Annotated in this window: 15 protein-coding genes and 1 pseudogene; 8 read left to right on the top strand and 8 right to left on the bottom strand. The window is 40.8% G+C overall.

The window, feature by feature from the left end; translation table 11 throughout:
• Positions 1–4 precede the first annotated feature (4 nt).
• Positions 5–685 carry a two-component system response regulator RppA gene (rppA, locus tag H6G76_RS31055; protein WP_190709530.1) on the bottom strand — a complete coding sequence of 227 codons (681 nt, stop codon included), beginning with the start codon at positions 683–685 and terminating at the stop codon, positions 5–7.
• Positions 686–946: 261 nt separating this feature from the next.
• Between rppA and H6G76_RS31050 the strand changes: the two genes are divergently transcribed.
• Positions 947–1,096 (top strand): hypothetical protein, encoded by a 150-nt coding sequence (locus H6G76_RS31050; protein ID WP_190709528.1) that lies wholly within the window; start codon positions 947–949, stop codon positions 1,094–1,096.
• A gap of 279 nt (positions 1,097–1,375) precedes the next feature.
• On the opposite strand, the gene H6G76_RS31045 is transcribed toward H6G76_RS31050, so the two are convergent.
• Genes H6G76_RS31045 through phnD form a run of 3 tightly spaced genes read right to left on the bottom strand, consistent with a single transcriptional unit; the run spans position 1,376 to position 5,918 of the window.
• Positions 1,376–2,704 (bottom strand): sensor histidine kinase, encoded by a 1,329-nt coding sequence (locus H6G76_RS31045; RefSeq protein ID WP_190709526.1) that lies wholly within the window; start codon positions 2,702–2,704, stop codon positions 1,376–1,378.
• A gap of 11 nt (positions 2,705–2,715) precedes the next feature.
• Positions 2,716–4,947, bottom strand: coding sequence for an ATP-binding protein (locus H6G76_RS31040; protein WP_190709524.1), 2,232 nt, complete (start codon positions 4,945–4,947; stop codon positions 2,716–2,718).
• On the bottom strand, positions 4,944–5,918 hold the full coding sequence (gene phnD / locus H6G76_RS31035; protein WP_242056596.1) for a phosphate/phosphite/phosphonate ABC transporter substrate-binding protein: 975 nt from the start codon (positions 5,916–5,918) through the stop codon (positions 4,944–4,946). Before phnD ends, H6G76_RS31040 begins: the two co-directional genes overlap by 4 nt.
• Positions 5,919–6,340: 422 nt before the next feature.
• On the opposite strand from phnD, the gene H6G76_RS31030 reads away from it, so the two are divergent.
• From H6G76_RS31030 to H6G76_RS31020, 3 genes are all read left to right on the top strand, one after another.
• Complete coding sequence (locus H6G76_RS31030; protein ID WP_190709522.1) at positions 6,341–6,988, top strand: MOSC domain-containing protein; 648 nt, start codon at positions 6,341–6,343, stop codon at positions 6,986–6,988.
• A 230-nt stretch (positions 6,989–7,218) separates the two neighbouring features.
• Complete coding sequence (gene pyrC / locus H6G76_RS31025; protein ID WP_190709520.1) at positions 7,219–8,247, top strand: dihydroorotase; 1,029 nt, start codon at positions 7,219–7,221, stop codon at positions 8,245–8,247.
• Between the two features lie 473 nt (positions 8,248–8,720).
• Positions 8,721–9,002, top strand: a complete 282-nt coding sequence (locus tag H6G76_RS31020) for a LysM peptidoglycan-binding domain-containing protein (RefSeq protein ID WP_190709518.1) — start codon at positions 8,721–8,723, stop codon at positions 9,000–9,002.
• A 272-nt stretch (positions 9,003–9,274) separates the two neighbouring features.
• On the opposite strand, the gene H6G76_RS31015 is transcribed toward H6G76_RS31020, so the two are convergent.
• Genes H6G76_RS31015 through H6G76_RS31000 form a run of 4 tightly spaced genes read right to left on the bottom strand, consistent with a single transcriptional unit; the run spans position 9,275 to position 15,147 of the window.
• On the bottom strand, positions 9,275–10,012 hold the full coding sequence (locus tag H6G76_RS31015; RefSeq protein WP_190709516.1) for a peptidylprolyl isomerase: 738 nt from the start codon (positions 10,010–10,012) through the stop codon (positions 9,275–9,277).
• A gap of 45 nt (positions 10,013–10,057) precedes the next feature.
• Complete coding sequence (locus H6G76_RS31010; RefSeq protein ID WP_190709514.1) at positions 10,058–11,464, bottom strand: HlyD family efflux transporter periplasmic adaptor subunit; 1,407 nt, start codon at positions 11,462–11,464, stop codon at positions 10,058–10,060.
• 18 nt (positions 11,465–11,482) lie between these two features.
• Positions 11,483–14,581, bottom strand: a complete 3,099-nt coding sequence (locus tag H6G76_RS31005; RefSeq protein WP_190709512.1) for a peptidase domain-containing ABC transporter — start codon at positions 14,579–14,581, stop codon at positions 11,483–11,485.
• A 5-nt stretch (positions 14,582–14,586) separates the two neighbouring features.
• Positions 14,587–15,147, bottom strand: coding sequence for a helix-turn-helix domain-containing protein (locus tag H6G76_RS31000; RefSeq protein ID WP_190709510.1), 561 nt, complete (start codon positions 15,145–15,147; stop codon positions 14,587–14,589).
• Positions 15,148–15,604: 457 nt separating this feature from the next.
• On the opposite strand from H6G76_RS31000, the gene H6G76_RS30995 reads away from it, so the two are divergent.
• From H6G76_RS30995 to H6G76_RS30980, 4 genes and pseudogenes are all read left to right on the top strand, one after another.
• Positions 15,605–15,835, top strand: a complete 231-nt coding sequence (locus H6G76_RS30995; protein WP_190709548.1) for a hypothetical protein — start codon at positions 15,605–15,607, stop codon at positions 15,833–15,835.
• Between the two features lie 203 nt (positions 15,836–16,038).
• The gene (locus tag H6G76_RS30990; RefSeq protein ID WP_190709508.1) at positions 16,039–17,220 is read left to right on the top strand and encodes a phosphotransferase; all 1,182 of its coding nucleotides are present in this window, start codon (positions 16,039–16,041) and stop codon (positions 17,218–17,220) included.
• Positions 17,221–17,242: 22 nt separating this feature from the next.
• Positions 17,243–18,346 (top strand): T3SS effector HopA1 family protein, encoded by a 1,104-nt coding sequence (locus H6G76_RS30985; RefSeq protein WP_190709507.1) that lies wholly within the window; start codon positions 17,243–17,245, stop codon positions 18,344–18,346.
• Positions 18,343–19,149 (top strand): annotated as a pseudogene (locus H6G76_RS30980) (aldo/keto reductase); the annotation flags it as partial. The gene H6G76_RS30985 and the pseudogene H6G76_RS30980, both read left to right, overlap by 4 nt.
• Between the last annotated feature and the right edge of the window lie 99 nt (positions 19,150–19,248).

Raw genomic sequence — 19,248 nt, 5'->3', positions numbered from 1 at the left:
AAGGTTATTGTTCTTTGTCAGGATTGATGCGATAGCCCATACCATAAATAGTTTCTAACCAGTGTGCTGCACCTAGCAACTTTAGTCGCTGGCGCAGACGGCGTACCAAAGTTGTCGTAGCATTACTTTCTGGTTCGCTACCCCACTCCCATAAAGCTTGTTCGATTTGATTGCGGGTTAAAATTTGATATGGATGACGCATTAAGTATTCTAGTAACTGAAATTCTCTAGTAGATAACTCTACGGTTGCTTCTCCTCGCTCTACCATCCCAGTTGAAAGATGCAATTGCAAATCTGCCAGCTGAAGTTTTTCTCCTTGCCAAACAGGCGATCGCCTACCTAAAGCGCGCACTCTGGCTAATAATTCAAATAAATCTGTAGGCTTAACTAAATAGTCATCTGCACCAGCATCCAAACCTGTTACTTTGTCGCCTGTGGTATCTTTTGCAGTCAACATCAATACAGGTGCAGTTTTCCCAGCTTTTCGATATTGACGGCATAAATCTAAGCCACTCATTTCTGGTAGCATCCAGTCTAAAATCAATAGGTCATAGTCTCTCTGAGAAATTGCCCATTGTGCGATCGCACCAGTTTCTACACCATCTACAATATGTCCAGCTTGAGACAATGCTGTTTGTAAGGGTTCTAATTGTGCTATGTCATCTTCTACCAGAAGTATTCGCATTGTTAGCTAGTTTCAGATTTTCAATCCTAGATACTAGAAAATCTGAATCAGTAAAGCTTCTATCATCAGTGGGATTTTTCACCAATTAGAGCATAAATCACTACTAGTAATTGATCCCTGACTTTAAAAGCTGTTACTTGGCAAAAGTAACAAGTCTATGATTTCGCCGTAAGGATTCAGACCTACTAATATTACGTGAGTTCGACGGTAAGAAAAAGCCAAAAAGCTTGCTAGATATGAACCCAGAGAAACGCCTCAAGAATGCGAACAGATGCAGCAGATTTGCGATCGCCTTGCGCGAATATATTCCGATTCTCTGGAAGAGACAGTGAAAAATCTGTTGCAGTCGTTGGGGAAGCCCAAGCGTTCTTATCTTACTGCTGTGGAGGAGAAACTGTTGAGTTTGATTGAGGCAGAATACGAAGAAAGATAACTACTGACGAATTATTACTAGACATGGCAATATTCTTCAGGTGTCAGATCATCTAATAAAATGAAACCTCTCAACTTGAGAGCGTTTATGTTTGCGAGCCGCAACAGCTAGGACTTGATGAGCCGTTTTCAATATCGCAGTGTCAGAAGCGTTGTTGGTTGTGCGCGGGGATGTCAGGAAATGGTATTTATCCCTCCTAATGATTGAAAGTAGAAGGGATTTTTTATTAATTTATAGGTCATCATCTCATTTCTTGTTTAAAGGCATTGTTTTGACAAAGCCGTTACCTCATGGACTTGCTGGCTGATAGGAATTTGAATTGCAAACGTGGCTCCCTCTCCAGGTGTTGAGAAACACTCTAACTTGCCATTATGTTTTTCAGTGATAATTTGATAGGTAATAGACATACCCATACCTGTTCCTTTGCCCACAGGTTTTGTTGTAAAAAAGGGATCGAAGATGCGTTGTTGAATTTCTTCTGGTATGCCAGGGCCGTTGTCAGTAATCCTAATTTCTATTGATTGTGAATTAACTACAGATGTACGAATGACAATGCACCCTGGATTATCCTGAATTTCCTTATAACTGCGATGATCATTCATTTCTTCCAAAGCATCGATCGCATTTGCCAAAATATTCATAAATGCTTGATTGAGTTGTCCGGCATAACATTTAATTAAAGGCAAATTGCCATATTCTCGAATTACCCTGATCTGTGGATATTCCGGTTTGGCTTTTAAGCGATGTTGCAAAATCATAATGGTACTATCAAGACCCTCATGAATATCAACAGCTTTAAATTCGGCTTCATCCATGCGGGAGAAATTACGGAGCGATCGCACGATTTCGCGGATACGTTGAGTCCCTATTTTCATGGAAGCAAGAGTTTTAACTACATCTTCTTGCAAAAATTCTAAATCATGTTCTTCTGCTTGTGCTTGAATTTCGTCAACAGGCTCAGGGTAATACTTTTGGTAGAGTTGCAGAAAATTAAGCAGCGTTTGAGTATAACCCTCCATGTGTTCAAGATTGCCGTGAATAAAACTCACTGGGTTATTGATCTCATGGGCAACTCCCGCCACTAATTGCCCTAAAGTTGCCATTTTTTCTGATTGGACTAACTTAAGTTGTGAGCTTTGCAATTGTTTTAAAGCATCTGTTAATTCTGTGGTACGTTCAGTAATTTGCTGCTCTAATATGTGGTGGAAGTTACGCAATTTCAATTGCGTTTTTACACGGACAATTAGTTCTGCTTCTTGAAAAGGTTTGGTGATATAATCAACAGCACCTAGATTAAAACCACGAACTTTATCATTGGTTTCAGACAAAGCTGTCATGAAGATGATAGGAATATCTTGGGTGATAGTAGAAGCTTTAAGGCGACGGCAAGTCTCAAACCCATCAATACCGGGCATCATTACATCAAGCAGAATTAAGCTGGGTAAACTACATTGGGCTTGTTTGATAGCTCGTTCGCCATCAGTGGCGATCGCCACTTCAAAACCTGCGTCAGTCAGTGCTTCAGATAGCACTTCCAAATTTGCAGGCGTATCATCTACTACTAAAATCAATTCAGATTCTTTCATAATGTATTCCTTCAAATATGATTTAACTTCTTGATAGATTCCTGAATAAAAGTTTCTACTGTTGCTACTTGAAAACCCTTGGTGAGTTGCACAATATGCCCAACAAATTCAGCATACTGTGGATTTTTCTCCTCTAAGTTGTGAGCCGCCGCCACTAATTTTTTTAATCGCCCTTGTTGGGCAAGTTCTAGTAACTCTGTTAAATCTTCTATCGTGGGTAAAACTAGCTCTGATGTGACAGTTTTGGTATCACTATAATTTTGTCCAACGGATGACTCAGCATTAATCAATGCCACTGATTTATATTTCCAAGTAATCTGTAAGTGTTTTTGCAATAGCCTAAATAATTCTTCTGCCTCCACAGGCTTCGCTAAAAAAGCATTCCCACCTGCATCTAAACTCTGTTGTTGATCCATTGTCGAAACAGATGCAGAAGATACAATTACTGGAATTGATTTAAAATTTTCTGATTGCCGGATTTGCTGTAAAAATATGTACCCATCCATGATAGGCATTAGCAAATCAGTAATGATTAAATCTGGTTTGACTTGAGTAAGTTTATTCAAACCCTCCTCACCATTTTCTGCTTCTATTACAGTGAAACTAAGTGGTTCTAGTAAGTTGACAATTACTGAGCGGTTTTCCCATTTATCGTCTACGACTAAAATTGTTTTTAGTTCGCCTTCATAGCCAACTAATTCTTGACCAGTGGTAGTCAATGCACTATACTGCCACTCTACCGCTAAGGGAAACTCGGACTCAAAGGCAAAAGTGCTACCAACTCCTAACTGACTTGTAACTTGAATTTTGCTTCCCATTAAATTAACAATGTTATTACTAATAGCAAGTCCAAGTCCGGTTCCCTCTGAGTGACGTTTTTCATCACCAACTTGTTCAAAAGGCAGGAAGATTTTTTCTAAAGATTCTGGACTAATACCAATACCTGTATCACTAATCTGAAAAATAAGTTTAGTAGTAGATAAAGACCTATTGTCTGGCAGAACATTATCTATCCGCTTGACTATAAATTCTACTTTTCCTTGTTGGGTAAACTTGACAGCATTTCCTAACAAGTTAATTAAAACTTGTCGCAACCTTTTACCATCGGCTTTGATACCTTCTGGTAAGTTTGCATCCGGCAAATAGACAAATTCGATGCCTTTTTGTTCTGCTCGAATACGAACAATTTCCACAATTCCTTGTAAGAAAGATGGCAAATGAATATCTTGTGGTTGCAATTCTAGTTTGCGGGCTTCAATTTTTGAAAGGTCGAGGATGTCATTAATCAGCGTCAGCAAATGAGAACCACATTGGTAGATAATGTGAATACCATTACGTTCCTTTTCGCCCCAAGTTTGGGAGCGGTTGAGGATTTGAGCATAACCAAGAATGCCATTAAGAGGAGTACGCAGTTCATGGCTCATATTCGCTAAAAACTCACTCTTGGCTTGGTTAGCTAAATCGGCGGCGGCGCGTTTTTCTTCTAGTGAAGTATAGTAATTTGCTAACTGGGCTGCCATTTGGTTAAATTCCTCTGCCAGTTGTTCAATTTCATCGCCAGTGTGGATATTTAAACGGTAGTCCATATTTCCACTACCAAGTTTTGTTGCTCCAATTTGCAGGGCTTGAATCGAGCGGATAACTGGCAATAATGTGAGAGTAAACTGAGCGATGAAAATTAGCAAAACTACACTAATTAAACCATAGGTGGCAATGGTAGCATTTTGCTGGAATTGCTCGGCAGTTTGGTGGGTAACAGTATCTTGTTGCTGAACTTCTTCAACCAGCGCATCAAGAAACAACTGAATATCATTTTGAAATGAGTTGATAGCTTTGACATCTTCCTGGATTTGCACTGTTGAAGAACTTATTTGATTTTTTAAATCATCAACTAAGCGCACAAGAAATTGATGGCGACGACGCACCACATTAGGTTGCTTTACATCTGGAAGTAACTGTTCTAATGCTGCCAAATTTGCTAAGAAATTGGACATTTCCTGTTGATAGCTGGCTATATCTGCGGCATTGCGATTTAGCAAGAGATAATTCTTCAACACAGAAGTTTGTTTTTCTAGTGAAAGTCGCAAATCTTGAGTGAGAAGAACAGCTTGATTAGTGCGATCGCGGCTTTGAGTAACAGATTTTTCTATCTGTTTAATTAAAAGTGTACTTCCCCCTAGTAATACACTTACTAAGCTTACAGAAATTGCTGTTGAAGCAATAAACCTAGTGACTATCTTCATTTTTCCGCTACTTTTACCGATTGCAGACGAGTATAAATTTGCCGTACTTGCTCAAAGTCTGCATCTTTGGCTAAAGTATAGCCAGCAGATTGTGTCCCAGTTATATCTAAAGTTCCTACTGGTGCATCAATTAAAGCTTGCTGTAGTTGTTTGATGAGTTTTTGTGATAACTTCTTGTCGTTAATGACAATCGGTGGTGATGGTATAGGGTCAGATTCCCAGATAATTTTGTACTTGCTAGCAGTGAGTTTTCCTAATTTTTGACTCCGCAAGAAGGCAGCTTTATCGTTGGCGATCGCATCGACTAAATCATTTGTCAATTCCTGCTCAACTTTGTCGTGACTTCCCGCATAGCGAATTTTCGTAAAGTCCCGTGTGGGGTCAATTCCTTGGCTTTGCAATGCACTCATGGGTAACAAAAATCCAGATGTGGAAGATGGACTGACAAAGGCAAAGCGTTTACCTTTCAAATCCTTTAGTGACTTGATACCCTTAGCCGTATTGGCAATGATCACGCTATTGTACCAGGGTCGCCCACTGCTTTCATTGATTGGGATAACTAGAGGTTGAATATGAGAATTGCGATTACGGGCTTGAATGTAGGTTAATGCTCCTAAATAAGCCATATCCGCATCTTCTTTCGCTAATAGCTCTACCGCAGTATCATAATCCTTAGTAATTTGGAAATTTACTGGCATTTTTAGGGTTTTCTCTAGATACTCTGCTAAAGGTTGCAGTTTCTTTTCCTGTTCCTCTTGGCTTTGCGCTGGAATCACCACTACCCGCAAACGCTGTGTGACTTCTGCACTAGTCGCAGAGGTTGTCCCAACTTGGCGAGAGTTTTGAGAATCGACTATTGTGCAACTGGTAGCGATCGCGCTGATACAAAATAGTAAGCCCAATCCTATTGAACATCTGAGAAGGCGATGGGGTCGCCAAACTGGAAGTAGTTTCAAGGGAAAATTACTCATTAATAATTTAATATCTAGAATTTGCCAGCTTAAATCCCTTTATAGAGTTCCCTAAAAACTCTTGAAAACAACAAGGCTCAGAAGTATTTCATCTGCACAAAATACTCCTGAGCAATTAGCCTCTCATCATAGATATTACTGGGCGCATATAGCGGTTAGGGGAGGCTGACTAGAAAAAATTTCTGGCATGGGATAATTGAGTAATTATGCTCAAGTTAAGATGCAGTGACCAAATAGGGCTACATTTTCTAGCATAACCAGAGCGAAATCTGCTCAAGATGTCCTCAACATTTTTCTCAACCTGGAATTGCAAAATTGATGTGAGATATTTAATGAATTCCTCTGATAATCAAGTAATATCAAACATATTATCTATCAGGCTGAATATCGGTAGAAGATTTTATTAGAGGAGATATGAAATTGTGCAAGTTATCTCTATCAATGTAGGACTTCCCCGTGAAGTGCTTTGGAAGGGGAAAACAGTTACAACTGGGATTTTTAAAGAACCAGTTGAGGCACGAGTAATGATGCGCTCACTCAATTTAGATGGAGATAGACAAGCTGATTTGAGTGTCCACGGAGGCAAAGATAAAGCCGTGTATGCTTATCCATTCGAGCATTACGACTATTGGCGGCGCAAGTTACCTGAGATGGATTTGCATTGGGGAATGTTTGGTGAAAACCTGACTACGGTTGGGCTATTAGAGGATGAGGTTAATATTGGCGATCGCTTTCAGATTGGTAGCGCAGAGGTAATGGTAACTCAACCTCGAATGCCTTGTTATAAATTGGGAATTAAGTTTGGAAGAGCTGATATAGTTAAACAGTTTTTAGATAGCCGTCTAACGGGGTTCTACTTTTCAGTGCTGCAAGAGGGTACAGTCGGAAATGATGATACTTTGTCGTTAATCCATCGAGATCCAAATAATGTCACTGTTGCTGATATTACCCGACTTTATGCACGGGAAACACACGATCTAGAACTGTTACACCGCGCCGTACAAGTTGAGGCTTTACCTACAGGTTGGCGAGATTACTTTCAGCAGCAAATAGAAAAGTTTAAAAGATAAATTTCATTGTTCTAGATCGTTATCAAGCATAACCTCAAAGAAGGTAACATCAATTGTAAATATTTTAACTTTTGGCAAACAGCGTTATTTTGTTCATAAGTTGACCAAAGGTTTTTTGAGAACGGCTGTTGTTTACAGGCAATATCTCAAAGGATGCGATCGCCCCATACTATATCTGAATAATCGCCCCTATTCTCATGAGGCCCTGGTTGCCGTTTTATAATGAAAGGATGCAAAAGCTTACCATCACCCGACCTGACGATTGGCATCTGCATCTGCGCGACGGTGCAGCACTGAAAGCGGTTCTGCCCTACACGGTGCGTCAGTTTGCCCGCGCGATCATCATGCCGAACTTGAAGCCCCCTATCCGCTCGGTGGCAGATGCGGCAGCATATCGCGATCGCATTCTCGCCGCTATTCCAGAGGGGCAACAGTTTGAGCCATTGATGACGCTCTACCTCACCGACAACACCAGCCCCGACGACATTCTCCGGGCGAAAGAATCCCAGTTTATCAAAGCCGTCAAGTACTACCCAGCCGGTGCAACGACCAACTCAGACTCCGGTGTGACGGATATTCGCAACGGCGATCGCGTCTTTGAAGCGATGCAGCAGGTGGATATGCCATTATTACTGCACGGGGAAGTGACCGATAACGATGTTGATACGTTTGATCGCGAGAAGGTGTTTATCGAGCGTCATTTAATCCCCCTCAAGCAGCGGTTTCCCAACCTGCGGGTGGTGCTTGAGCATATCACCACCTCCGATGCGGTGCAGTATGTCCTGTCTGCCAACACCATCGCGGCAACAATTACACCACAACATTTGTTGTTTAACCGTAATGCCCTGTTCAAAGGCGGTCTTCGTCCCCATTTTTATTGCCTGCCGATTTTGAAACGGGAGGAGCATCGTCAGGCTTTGTTGCAAGCGGCAACATCGGGAAATCCGAAGTTTTTTCTAGGTACCGATAGCGCTCCCCATACCCGCACCAGCAAAGAAAGTTCCTGTGGCTGCGCGGGATGCTTTTCGGCTCTGCACGCCCTCCAGTTGTATGCAGAAGCATTTGAAAGCGTAAAAGCCCTGGATAAATTGGAGGCGTTCGCTAGCTTCTATGGCCCTGATTTTTATCAACTGCCGCGTAATACCGAGCGAATTACCTTGTCCAAAACGACTTGGCGCGTTCCTGATGAAGTTCCATTTATGGAATCTGGGCTTGTACCTTTGGGGGCGGGGCAGGAAATGACATGGCAAATGGTATGACATTCGCATTGTGCATCAGTCGTTGTGGAATCTTGTCGGTTAGCTGAGGCCAACGAGTAATTTGAATCCTGGCTCAAATTTGAGTCTGCGAATCTTCCATTTTGAGTGGCGATCGCCTTTGACTTGCAAATGAAATCTTAGACAGTCAAAACTTACGTGAAATTGGCTCGAAAGGCTCTCAAGGGAACTGATGAGGGGGCTATGGAGAATCTTCGGTAGTCGGTAGATCAGGGCTTTGTGCAAGGCGAGGGGGAGCAGACGCGTTCAATTGATATTTTCTCCCGAATATGTGCTGCAACTACTTTTTCGCGCAGCTCGATTGAATATGCTTTCATAAAAAGATAATATTTTTATTCTTACTAACTGTACCCCATAACAGCAGGAAGTGCTGTAAATTCGATATTAGAGTATTGAAATGGGATGAGCAAATACCAAGTCAATCCCATTCCAAATACACTGAAGAGGAAAAATCAATGTCTACTATTAAAATTTCTGACCTGCGTTCTACTGATTTAAAATTATTTTATGCTTCGGAAAACTACATGGTTGATATTTCAGATAAAACCCAAACTTTTATTATGGGAGGAGGAAGCTGGGAAACTGTACTAAAGGGTGACTCACTATTTCTTTTAGCTGATATTTTTTGTGGTAATGGTAATAAGTGGCTCCAAATTTACAAAGCCAATAGACGCAAAATTGGATCAAATCCTAACTTAATTCACCCTGGTCAACGACTCTATATTCCTTGTGCGTAACTAAAGGCTGGAATAAGGCAATATACTCTAGTTAAGTAGTTCAGCTTTCTGGTTGTGTTGCCAAAATTTTTTGGCGTTGCTCCCATAGCTATTCAGGCGTTGTAGATTAAAGGTATGAATTTTGTTTCGCGCAAAGGCGAGCTAGTGCGTTGCGTACTTTGCCCGTTGAAGCAATTAGCTGTTTACAAAATATCTACGCCTAGTTGGTATTTTGATTTAAGAAAACACTAACTAGCCAGACTCTCTGAGCCAGCTTAAATCGGAAAATTGCTTTAAGCTAAGTTTGTAGCGATTTCAACTAGATCAATCCGTCCCTGTAGCCATTGGGAAAATAAGTCGGAGAGAATTTTTAAGCGTAGCATCTCATCCAATCGCGGCTCAATCAATTCCTCAACCAAAATTAGATGCACTCCAATCGATGTGAGTATTGGTTTGATGATTTGTGGTGGAGTTGCTGCAAATACAGCAGATGATATCTCCGGTCTTAGTTGTGCGCGGTGCAATATACCCCGATATCCTCCTTTTCGGCGTAGTTCTGCATCCTGAATATATTGATGAGCAATCTCATGAAAATTTATTTCACCTTCAGCAAGTGCATAAAAAAGTTCCATAGCCAAATCAAAATCATCTAAAACTACCTCATACATAACTACCTGAGCATAATTAAGATAATGTTCCACATAAAAGGGTTCAACTTTCTGGGCGAACATATGTTGAGCTAACTTTGAGGAAATAACAGTGGAATAAACTAATTCTTCAAACTCATCTACAGATAGGTTATATTTTTTTAGCCACGACCAAGTAGCATCAGCACTAGTAAGTTTATTCATCAAACGCAAACTATCTGCTGCTTGCTGTAATTCTTCTGGCTCTACTTTTATGCCAAATTCTTCTGCTGTGCTAGCAATAATCTTGCGAGTAAGTATACCCTCAGCCAGGGATGGAAATTGGCAAGAAAGCTTAATTTGGTGAATAATTTCATCCACAGAAACAGTTAGTAGTTCTGGCATAGTCTAACTTCCTATTAATAAATTGTTTGAGATTTTTCTTGGTTTTTAGAGTTTTAAACCGTCTTTTTGCAACTTTTTAAATGGGTCAAGAACAAAATCAATTATCCGGCGTTGTCTAACAATTATTTCAGCCGTTGCTGTTTGTCCAGGTGTTAAAGCTATACGTTTATTTTCACCTTGAATATAAGTTTGTGATACGGCAATTTCTAATTCAAAGTTTTCTAGTTTACCTTGAGGAGTTTCCACAACTTTAGTTTCTGGCGAAACCCAGCGCAATTGACCTTCTACCACTCCATAATCCTGAAAAGGATAAGCATCAAATTTAAGTTTAACTGGCATTCCTACACGCAGAAAACCACTTTCTTGGCTAGGCATCTGCGCTCTGAATATTAGAGGAACTCCTTGAGGTGCAATTTGAGTAATCATCTGCCCTGGTTGAACAACACTCCCGGCGTTATTAACAGATAACTGAAAAATTGTGCCGTCAATTGGAGTCTGAAGTGTTTGCTGCTGTAACTGAAATTGTAACGAATGAATTTGTTTTTTGGTTTGGGCGATTTCTGATTGCACATCTATAATTTGAGCTTGAAATTCTCTAAGTTGTTTTTGATTGTCTAAGACTGCAAGTTCGCCTGTACGTTTGATACGTTGATTGGCACTTTGCTGTTTAGCAATTTCAGTGTCAGCTTGTTGAATATCTGACTGAGCTTGTTCTAGAAGTCTTTGGCGGTCAAACATTGCGCCTTCTATTTCTTCTAATTTGCTTTTGGAAATAGCACCATTTTGCCAAAGATAGCGATAACGTTGTACCTCGTTTTTAGCTAGCTTAAGGCGACCCTTTTCTAGAGCATATACTTGTTTTCCAGAATTTAAACGCTGCTGTATTTGGTCAAGTTGAGCAAGTTGTTCAGATTCTTGAGCTTGATTTTGCAATTGCTGAGTGCTTAAAGACATTTGCAATTGATTTTTTAATAACTGAAGCTGATTAACTCGATTTTGTTGACCTTCAAGTTTGGCTTGAGCTTGTTGCAAATCAGTGCGAGACAATTCTGATTCCAATTGGAGTAAAGTTTGCCCGGAACGCACGCTTTGACCTTCTTTTACTTTAATCAATGCTACTTTGCCAGCAACAGGTGCATCTAATCTTAAAGTCTTTCCTTGAGGCTCAAGTCGTCCTCTAGCACTACCTGTCTCGTCTACTTTAGATAGCATTGCCCAAGGTAAGACAATCGCCGCAAATACTATCAGCCAATACAACAAGCCGCGTGTCCAAACTCGTGGCAATGTATCAATTAGTTCTTTTGTTAAGGAAGACCAATCTTCATTTAAAGGTGCAGAAGATTTTGACTCTCTTAATGAAGATATTTGTTTAAAGCTATTCAAAGAAAGTTTTCGATCAGGAGAATAGCCGTTCTGACTAAACTGTTCTTGTGTACTAAATTGGTTTGGCATAGTTTCAATGGCAGTTATTCAAGTGACTACAGTAAGTTGCTGTTGATTAAGGTAGAAGTAGTGACCGCGTTTAGCCATTAACTCCTCATGAGTTCCACTTTCAATTAAAATGCCTTTATCTAGCACCAAAATTTTGTCAGCGTTGCGTACTGTTGAAAGACGATGAGCAATTATTAACGTTGTTCTATTTTGAAGAATTTTGTTGAGGTTAGTTTGGATGATGCGTTCAGATTCAGCGTCAAGGCTACTGGTAGCTTCATCTAAAATTAGCAGTTGAGGATTTCCTACTAAAGCACGAGCGATCGCCAATCTTTGTCTTTGTCCCCCAGATAGGGTTCCTCCGCCCTCACCAATTTGTGTTTCATAGCCCATTGGTAGTTCTTTAATAAATTCATGCGCTCCCGCTTGTTGTGCTGCTTCTATGACTTCTTCTAAGATTGCTTCGGGATAACCTAAAGAAATGTTTTCCCGAATTGTCCCGCCAAAAAGAAAAGTATCTTGGTCAACCACACCAATTTGAGAACGCAGCGATCGCAATGACAAGGTAGTGACATCATAGCCATCAATTAAAATCTTTCCTTCTGTAGGCGGATACAGCCCCAATACCAGCTTAGAAATCGTCGTTTTTCCCGAACCACTACGCCCAACCAGCGCGAGCGTTTGTCCTGGTTGTACTTCAAAACTAATATTTTCCAACGTGTTGACATCGCTTTCAGGATGATAGCGGAAAGTAACTTTATCAAAAACAATGTGACCGTGAATTGGTGGTAAGGATTGTCGAGATGATGAGTGTAAGTCTTCTTCTGGTTCAGCATCAATCACATCATTGATGCGTTCAACAGCAATTAGCACCTCTTGCAATTCATTCCATAGCATAATCAGTCGCTCAAAGGGATTAATCACATTTCCCAGTAACATATTAAAAGCGACAAGTTGCCCAATCGTAAGTTCGTTTTGGATTACTTGCCATGCTCCAAACCAGAGTAATGCTGTGGTGACTACAGCTTCAATGCCAGAGCTAAATATTTGCAGTGTGTTGCCAATTACCTGCCCGGAAAAGTTCTTTTTAATTGACTTGCCAAAAAGTTCTTCCCAATGCCAGCGTACAGATTGCTCAACCGCCATAGATTTGACTGTGCGGATACCAGTCAGAGATTGAATCAAATAACCAGTTTCTTCGTTATATGCACCAAAAATTTCACGGGAAACACGCTGCAAGAAGGGTGTAGCAATCAGTGCCAATAATACAAATGGTGGCACAATTACTAACACAAGTAGTGCCATCTTCCAACTATACCAAAACATCAATCCTACATAGATGAATACAGTTAGTAAATCGAGAACGATAGATAGTGCTTCACCAGTTAAAAAACGTTGAATTTTGCGGTTTTCTTGGACACGAGAAATGATATCTCCTACATAACGAGACTCGAAATAGCTCAAGGGTAAGCGAAAGGTATGGCTAATAAAACCTACAATCAACGCTAGATCCACTCGGTTAGCTGTGTGGTCTAGAAGGTATTGCCGCAGTCCGGTCATGGCAACTCGGAATAGGCTAAAGATAAGTAATCCTATTCCTACGGCTGTTAATGTTAGGTCACTGCGCTGCACAACTACTCGGTCTAACAATAACTGAGTAAATAGTGGTGTGATCAGTCCAAAAATCTGAAGCAGGATGGAAGCTATGAACACTTCCAATAACACCAACCAGTGAGGTTTAGCTAATTCAAAAAACTGCCAAAAAGGAGTGCTGGCTTCCTTTACATCTTTAAGTAGGGCGGTAGGCTGTATTAATAAAGTATAACCAGTCCAACCTGCTTGAAATTGTTCATGAGAGAGGGTACGCTGTCCTATAGCTGGGTCGGCAACGATAACGCGATCGCCTGTTATTTCATAGACAACAATGTAATGTCTGCCTTCCCAATGGACGATAGCTGGAAGACTTTGTAGGGCAAGTTTGTCGAGGCTGGCTTTTACAGGTCGAGTTGCAAAGCCAATACTTTCAGCCGCAGCAGCTAAACCTCGCAGAGATGCCCCATTGCGGTCAACATTAGCAATATCTCGTAAGATATTGACACTAAAACGCTTACCCCAGTAACGTCCAACCATTACCAAACAAGCTGCACCGCAGTCAGAGGCACTTTGTTGTTCAAAATATGGATATCGCTTGGTTACACGTTGCCACAAATGACCAATTTTTACAGTTGGGGTTGGAAAGTAAGCTTTACTGATTTTTTTCTGGGAATCAGGGATTGGTTCTCTCCGCTTTTGACTGTCTACGGCAATTACCTTTATAGGGGAATCTTGTACATGGTGCTGCCTTGCATATGTTTGCGTCCTTGTGTCCTCTTTCCCCATCTCATTGCTAGAATTAATTAGTCCAGCCAATTGTGGCTCTTTGGTGAGTGCTGTTTCCCACTGAGAACGGCTGAGGCTGTAGATTTGGCTTGGTTGAGTCACTTGCCAACTACGTTCTTGAGGTAACCTTTCAACAGCGTAAATATTTCCAACGGTAAGTTTAAATCCTGATGTATGCGATAATTCACCACGCCGCAGTAGCAAAAGTTTCTGGTCTTTGAGAATAGAAGATGGGAGTTTACCAATTTGCAGATTATGCTGTTCGAGTAATGGTAGTACTTGCATTAATCCTTCTACAGGAGTATTGGCAAGGCTAGGAGTTTGACGACATAACAACAGTAGATCCCAAAGTAGTGCTGAAGAATGAAGATGCTGTCCAATGGAGGGATACTTGCGGATGAGCGATCGCAAACAATCTCCTGGAATATAGCAGAGTTTGAGATTTACCGAAGCCCTAGCAGTGTAAGGTTGAAAGCCTGATTCGGGAAACAGGGTGATTTCACCAAATGATGCTCCCACTCCGAAGGATGCGATTAAGTTATCTGTGCTATTGAGCAGTCTGACTTTACCTGCCAAGATAATATAGATGCCAACTGTAGCGTCTGCTGCCTGCCAAAACAGTTTACCTGCATTTGGTTCTATGATTTCAATTTGTTGAATGCAATTTGCCAGTTCTTGTCCTGAAAGAGGTTGACCCAAAGTTTGGGTGAGTTGTTGACCTAGTTGTTGCTTTTGAAACGTAGATTGATTCTGAATCATAGCTTTTAATTACTGGTTTTCATCAAACTGAATTGCCACAAGAAACTAGGTTCGACGTTCGATGGCAAATCGCCAATCTTAATGCCGGAATCCTGTTGGTTTGATGAATATTTATCAGTGGAGTTGTTTTTTGAACGAGTAGAAAGCCCCATTTCCTTGAGCAAACGGTTAATGTGGCAACTGCTAACCTTAATCCCTAGTTCTTTAGCCAAATGCTTGCTTAACCATTGCCCTGTCCAACGTTGAAATGGATAACCATACTCACGTGGGCTATGACTTGCCAGTTGTTGCAAACGAATAAGATATTGCTCATTCACAGCCTTAGGGCGACCCATCGGGCGATCGCTCCAATGGTGAGCCTGACCTGTTTGGGCCATAGTAATCCAGTGCCGCGCCGTCTCCTGAGAACATCCTAAAGCTTCACAAATTTGAGTCTGAGATTGGCCTGTATCTGCCAACAACATAATTTCAATGCGACGGCGGTACTCTGGACGTAAATCTGTTTCTAAACTTTTGAGCAAAAGCTTACGCTGAAACGCTGTTAAATATAGACCTTGGTTGTCCACAGCAATTCCTCCTGGTATAACTTGCAATGCCCAGATAAAAATTAATCTGGATCATCCTTGAGAACCTCTATTACTTCTCTGAATCAAAACTCCGGGAATTCCACATCTGTTACAAAGCTTTACAAGAATCTGCTAAACAGTCACAACTGTAGCTTTTCAACCTTTGGTGGTGTGACAACGTAAAACAGCACTATATACAACAAAAAATATAGCTTCAATTTCAAATTAGATGATTCGGAGTCCTGACAGGCTACTGCACTGTAATTTCCCAGACAAAAATAAAAGTATTTTTGAATATTAAATGTTTGAATAATTAAAACATAATTCCATGAATTATGCATAAAAAAGAAGTGTTTAATTATTGAAATTATAGATTGAATTTCCGAAGATAGAAATGTGATTAAGCAATACACAGCTAATCCAAGTCAAAACAACTTCATCTAAGAGGAAAATTTCAATGGCAACTATCAGCATTTCTGATTTGCGTCCTACTGGTTCCGATCTATTTTCTGATTCTGAAAGTTACATGAGTGAGTTAGGTGACAACGAACTTGTCAAGGTCAATGGAGGGTCTACTCTTATTTGCTTCCGAATTGGATATGCTGCTGCTCGTTCCTCTCAGCAATGTGCTGCTGGTATAGCTGGAGCAGCGAATGCTGTTAAACGCTGGTGGGATAATCGTAAATAAAAATTAACTTAATTCAATTAACAACTGAATGCTATGTGATTAGGGTATGTTATTCCACAGGCTGACATACCCAATCTCTTAAATTTTTGGTGTGTTAGAACTAATATTCATTGAACGCCCTAGCAGATTAAAGCTAATGAAGTTTCAAAAAAAATTATCTATGTGATAAGCCTTGTGTAATACATTTAAAGGGAGTTTTAGCTGTGACATTTTTATTAAGTTCTGAAAATGTTTTAGAGTACTTACTTAACAAGAAGATATTGTTTCAACAAGAGAAAGCTTTAAGCAAAGTCGAGCTAAAAGATGCCAAAAACTTTAATCTATTAGTGAGCTTACAAGATAATCGCAAACTGCTAGTAAAACAGGAGCGTCACGATCGAGAAGGGAAAACTGCGGGTGAATTTTTGAGTGAATGGCTAATCTATCAGTTTTTTCAAGAAACTCCTGAACTCAGTAACATCCAGTTAATGCTTTCAGAGGCTTTACATTTTGATACAGAGCATTCTGTTATTATTTTTAACTACTTCAATGACTATCTTGATCTAGCTGATTTCTATACAAAGGAGAATGTTTTCCCAACCGCGATCGCAAATTCAATCGGAGCTACTTTAGCTACAATCCATCGCGCTACTTTTAACAATCAAAAATACCAGGAATTCTTTTCTCACAATTCTGAAGATATACCCATTGATCAGACTCCTAAATTTGCTCGTGGGCTAGAACGAATTAGCCCGGAAATTTTTGGACAGATGCCAGCAGATGGTTTGAGATTCTTTGCTCTCTATCAACGTTACGATAGCTTGGGAAAAGCGATCGCACAACTAACAGATGCTTTCGAGGCTTGTTGTCTAACACACAATGACCTCAAGCTTAACAATATCCTTTTGCACAACGATTGGGAGCAAACTATTTCTCAAGCAGAACAATCGAGTCGTAGTATTATTCGACTGATAGATTGGGAACGCGGCACTTGGGGAGATCCGGCATTCGATTTAGGAATGCTTATTGGCAGTTATCTACAATTTTGGCTCGGTAGTTTGGTTGTTAGCAAAGCGATCAATATTGAAGAATCTTTACGTCTAGCGATGACACCGCTTGAGGTAATTCAACCTTCTGTTGCATCTGTTACTAAAGCTTATCTTAGTAATTTTCCAGAAATTATAAAGCACCGTCCTAATTTTGTGAGACGAGTTGTGCAGTTTTCTGGTCTTGCTTTGATTCAACAAATTCAAGCAATGCTCCAGTACCAAAAATCTTTTGGTAATACGGGTATTTGTATGCTTCAGGTTGCCAAGACTTTATTGTGCCGCCCAGAACAATCAATCCCAACAGTTTTTGGAGTGGCAGAATCTGAACTTACTTGTCTTCATCGTTCTCTTGCTTAAGTAATTTTAGTTGTACCTAAATATGCAATTACTAGATTCTCTTCAAAGCCAACTGCTAGTTTCCGCGCCAGATAGAGTATTATGTTCTCTTCAAGATATTGCCGATAATGTTCAGATCCAGTCCAATTTTTGTATTACTCATCCAGCTTACAAAGCTTTTGAAGTTCCTGCTGAGGTAGAAACTCGTTTTCAAAGAATACCTCTGGAGCTTCAAAATAAATACCTGAGTCTACAATTGCAAAGTTTTCTCTACGGTATTTATTACAATGGCTCTATGCAGACTGCCCTAGCAGCAGATGCAAGTTCAGATAATCTAGCACTTCATCAGAATTTAGAGAACAACACTTTTTTAGGAGTAGACTTAGAGTTCTACGATCGCCTACATAATAGCAACACTGGAGAAGGTTACTTTGACCCAGGTTGGCAGGTGTTGCGACAAGAATCTGATAATAGCCTCGCCGTGACAAAGGGCGGTTTGACTTTACATATAGAACGCGAGCAACATCTACAACCTACCGAACAATCCGCCACTGTAGGTGATTCAGTTGCCATCAGGATGCCCAAAAATCTAGTTCAAAACGGGTTTTACATGGCAGTAAGCAATGCTGGCCCAGACACTCATCAAAAGACAGTTAGAGTTTACTTTAACTTGACACCGTATGGTGCGATCGCACTCATGGAAAGCCTGACACGGCAATTAAACCAAATTAGAATTCCTTTCGCCTTTAAAGTCTTATACAACCCTTCTGATTACGGACGTTATGACAGTGGGGTTCTCTACTTTGAAAAAAGTAATTATGAAGTGATTAGACAAGTGCTAATCAGCGTTTATGCAGAAAACCAATTGCATTTTCGTACAGAAGTACCTTTATTTACAAAATTACTTGCACCAGGACTGGCTCTAGCAGAAGAACCAGATTGTAAATTTGCTGCTGTAGAAAGCTTTGGGATGAATCGCTGTCAAATTGTTGCCAATGGTTTGTTAGAAGCACTGGCTACAGGGGATGAATCTCCAGAAACTCGAATGGCATTTATCCGCCAACACTTCTCTGTTTTAGGGATTGACTGGCAGCGTGCTTACCTCAATGCCAACTCTGAAGATATCTACACCCCGTTAAATCTATGAAACTAACCGATCTCGCGCCGCCAGCAATATCAGCAAGCGAAGTTGTCCGTGCAACAGAGAAATTCCCTGAGTCGGATTTACCGTTTTACCGTAAACTGGGGCGGACTGATTTAACGGTCAGCTGTCTCGGTCTAGGTGGCGGCGGTAGCATCTCCAGCGAAGATACGCTTTACGCTTTTGACAGAGAAATTAACTACTTTTTCTACTCTAGCGACTTACACCACTATCTCTACAGTCCAATGTCTGGAGCATTGCGCCAGCTTTGTAGACGTGGTTCCTCTGTGCGAGAGAAAGTCGTCCTGGCAACTGTGACTTACATCAAAAGTCCAGAAATGGCACTTGCCGCTTTATTAGATCAGTTCGTGGAACTGGGAATTGACTACATTGATGTACTGTTTTGGGGCTGGATTGGCTCGAATGATGGATCTGCTTTACAAGATTGTTTGCAGCTTACTCCCGATTTAAGGGGCTGCAATAGCGTTTATCAGCGCACCATTGAAAGGATGTTTGGTGCTTCAGAAAGACTCAAGAAGATGGGAGCCGTCCGCTATATTGGTGCATCGTTCCACGATATCAATTTAGCGCAACAATGCTTACATAGCGACCTGTTAGATGTGGTCATGGTCAGGCACAATGTTGCTCATCGGTCTGCTCAGAGTCAGATATTTCATCAATTGAAAGTCCAAGACCCTTCTCGACAAGGTATTGTTACCTTCAAATCTACAGGTTCTCACTCTGGCGCACTCTGGGATGTCCCAATTGGTTTACCAGAAAAATGCTGGCGACCTAGCGTTCCTGATTTATAGAACCCATTTGACATCTTAGGAAGAACCTGCAAGCCTCTTAATCATGAGCCTGATGAAGCAGAGGTTGAGTTTGGCAGTGGCACTAGCTAGAGTTCG

The organism is Nostoc sp. FACHB-152 (assembly GCF_014697475.1).
GTDB lineage: Bacteria > Cyanobacteriota > Cyanobacteriia > Cyanobacteriales > Nostocaceae > Nostoc_B.
The sequence above is the reverse complement of the archived record's forward strand: the minus strand, read 5'-3'. Positions and strand labels throughout refer to the sequence as shown.

Excerpts from the sequence above, each read along its gene's own strand:
- phnD (WP_242056596.1), bottom strand. The coding sequence starts at position 5,918 with ATGAGTAATTTTCCCTTGAAACTACTTCCAGTTTGGCGACCCCATCGC.
- H6G76_RS30985 (WP_190709507.1), top strand. The coding sequence starts at position 17,243 with ATGCAATTACTAGATTCTCTTCAAAGCCAACTGCTAGTTTCCGCGCCA.
- H6G76_RS31050 (WP_190709528.1), top strand. The coding sequence starts at position 947 with ATGCGAACAGATGCAGCAGATTTGCGATCGCCTTGCGCGAATATATTC.
- H6G76_RS31045 (WP_190709526.1), bottom strand. The coding sequence starts at position 2,704 with ATGAAAGAATCTGAATTGATTTTAGTAGTAGATGATACGCCTGCAAAT.
- H6G76_RS31020 (WP_190709518.1), top strand. The coding sequence starts at position 8,721 with ATGTCTACTATTAAAATTTCTGACCTGCGTTCTACTGATTTAAAATTA.
- H6G76_RS31040 (WP_190709524.1), bottom strand. The coding sequence starts at position 4,947 with ATGAAGATAGTCACTAGGTTTATTGCTTCAACAGCAATTTCTGTAAGC.
- pyrC (WP_190709520.1), top strand. The coding sequence starts at position 7,219 with ATGCAAAAGCTTACCATCACCCGACCTGACGATTGGCATCTGCATCTG.
- H6G76_RS31010 (WP_190709514.1), bottom strand. The coding sequence starts at position 11,464 with ATGCCAAACCAATTTAGTACACAAGAACAGTTTAGTCAGAACGGCTAT.
- rppA (WP_190709530.1), bottom strand. The coding sequence starts at position 685 with ATGCGAATACTTCTGGTAGAAGATGACATAGCACAATTAGAACCCTTA.
- H6G76_RS30995 (WP_190709548.1), top strand. The coding sequence starts at position 15,605 with ATGGCAACTATCAGCATTTCTGATTTGCGTCCTACTGGTTCCGATCTA.
- H6G76_RS31005 (WP_190709512.1), bottom strand. The coding sequence starts at position 14,581 with ATGATTCAGAATCAATCTACGTTTCAAAAGCAACAACTAGGTCAACAA.
- H6G76_RS31015 (WP_190709516.1), bottom strand. The coding sequence starts at position 10,012 with ATGCCAGAACTACTAACTGTTTCTGTGGATGAAATTATTCACCAAATT.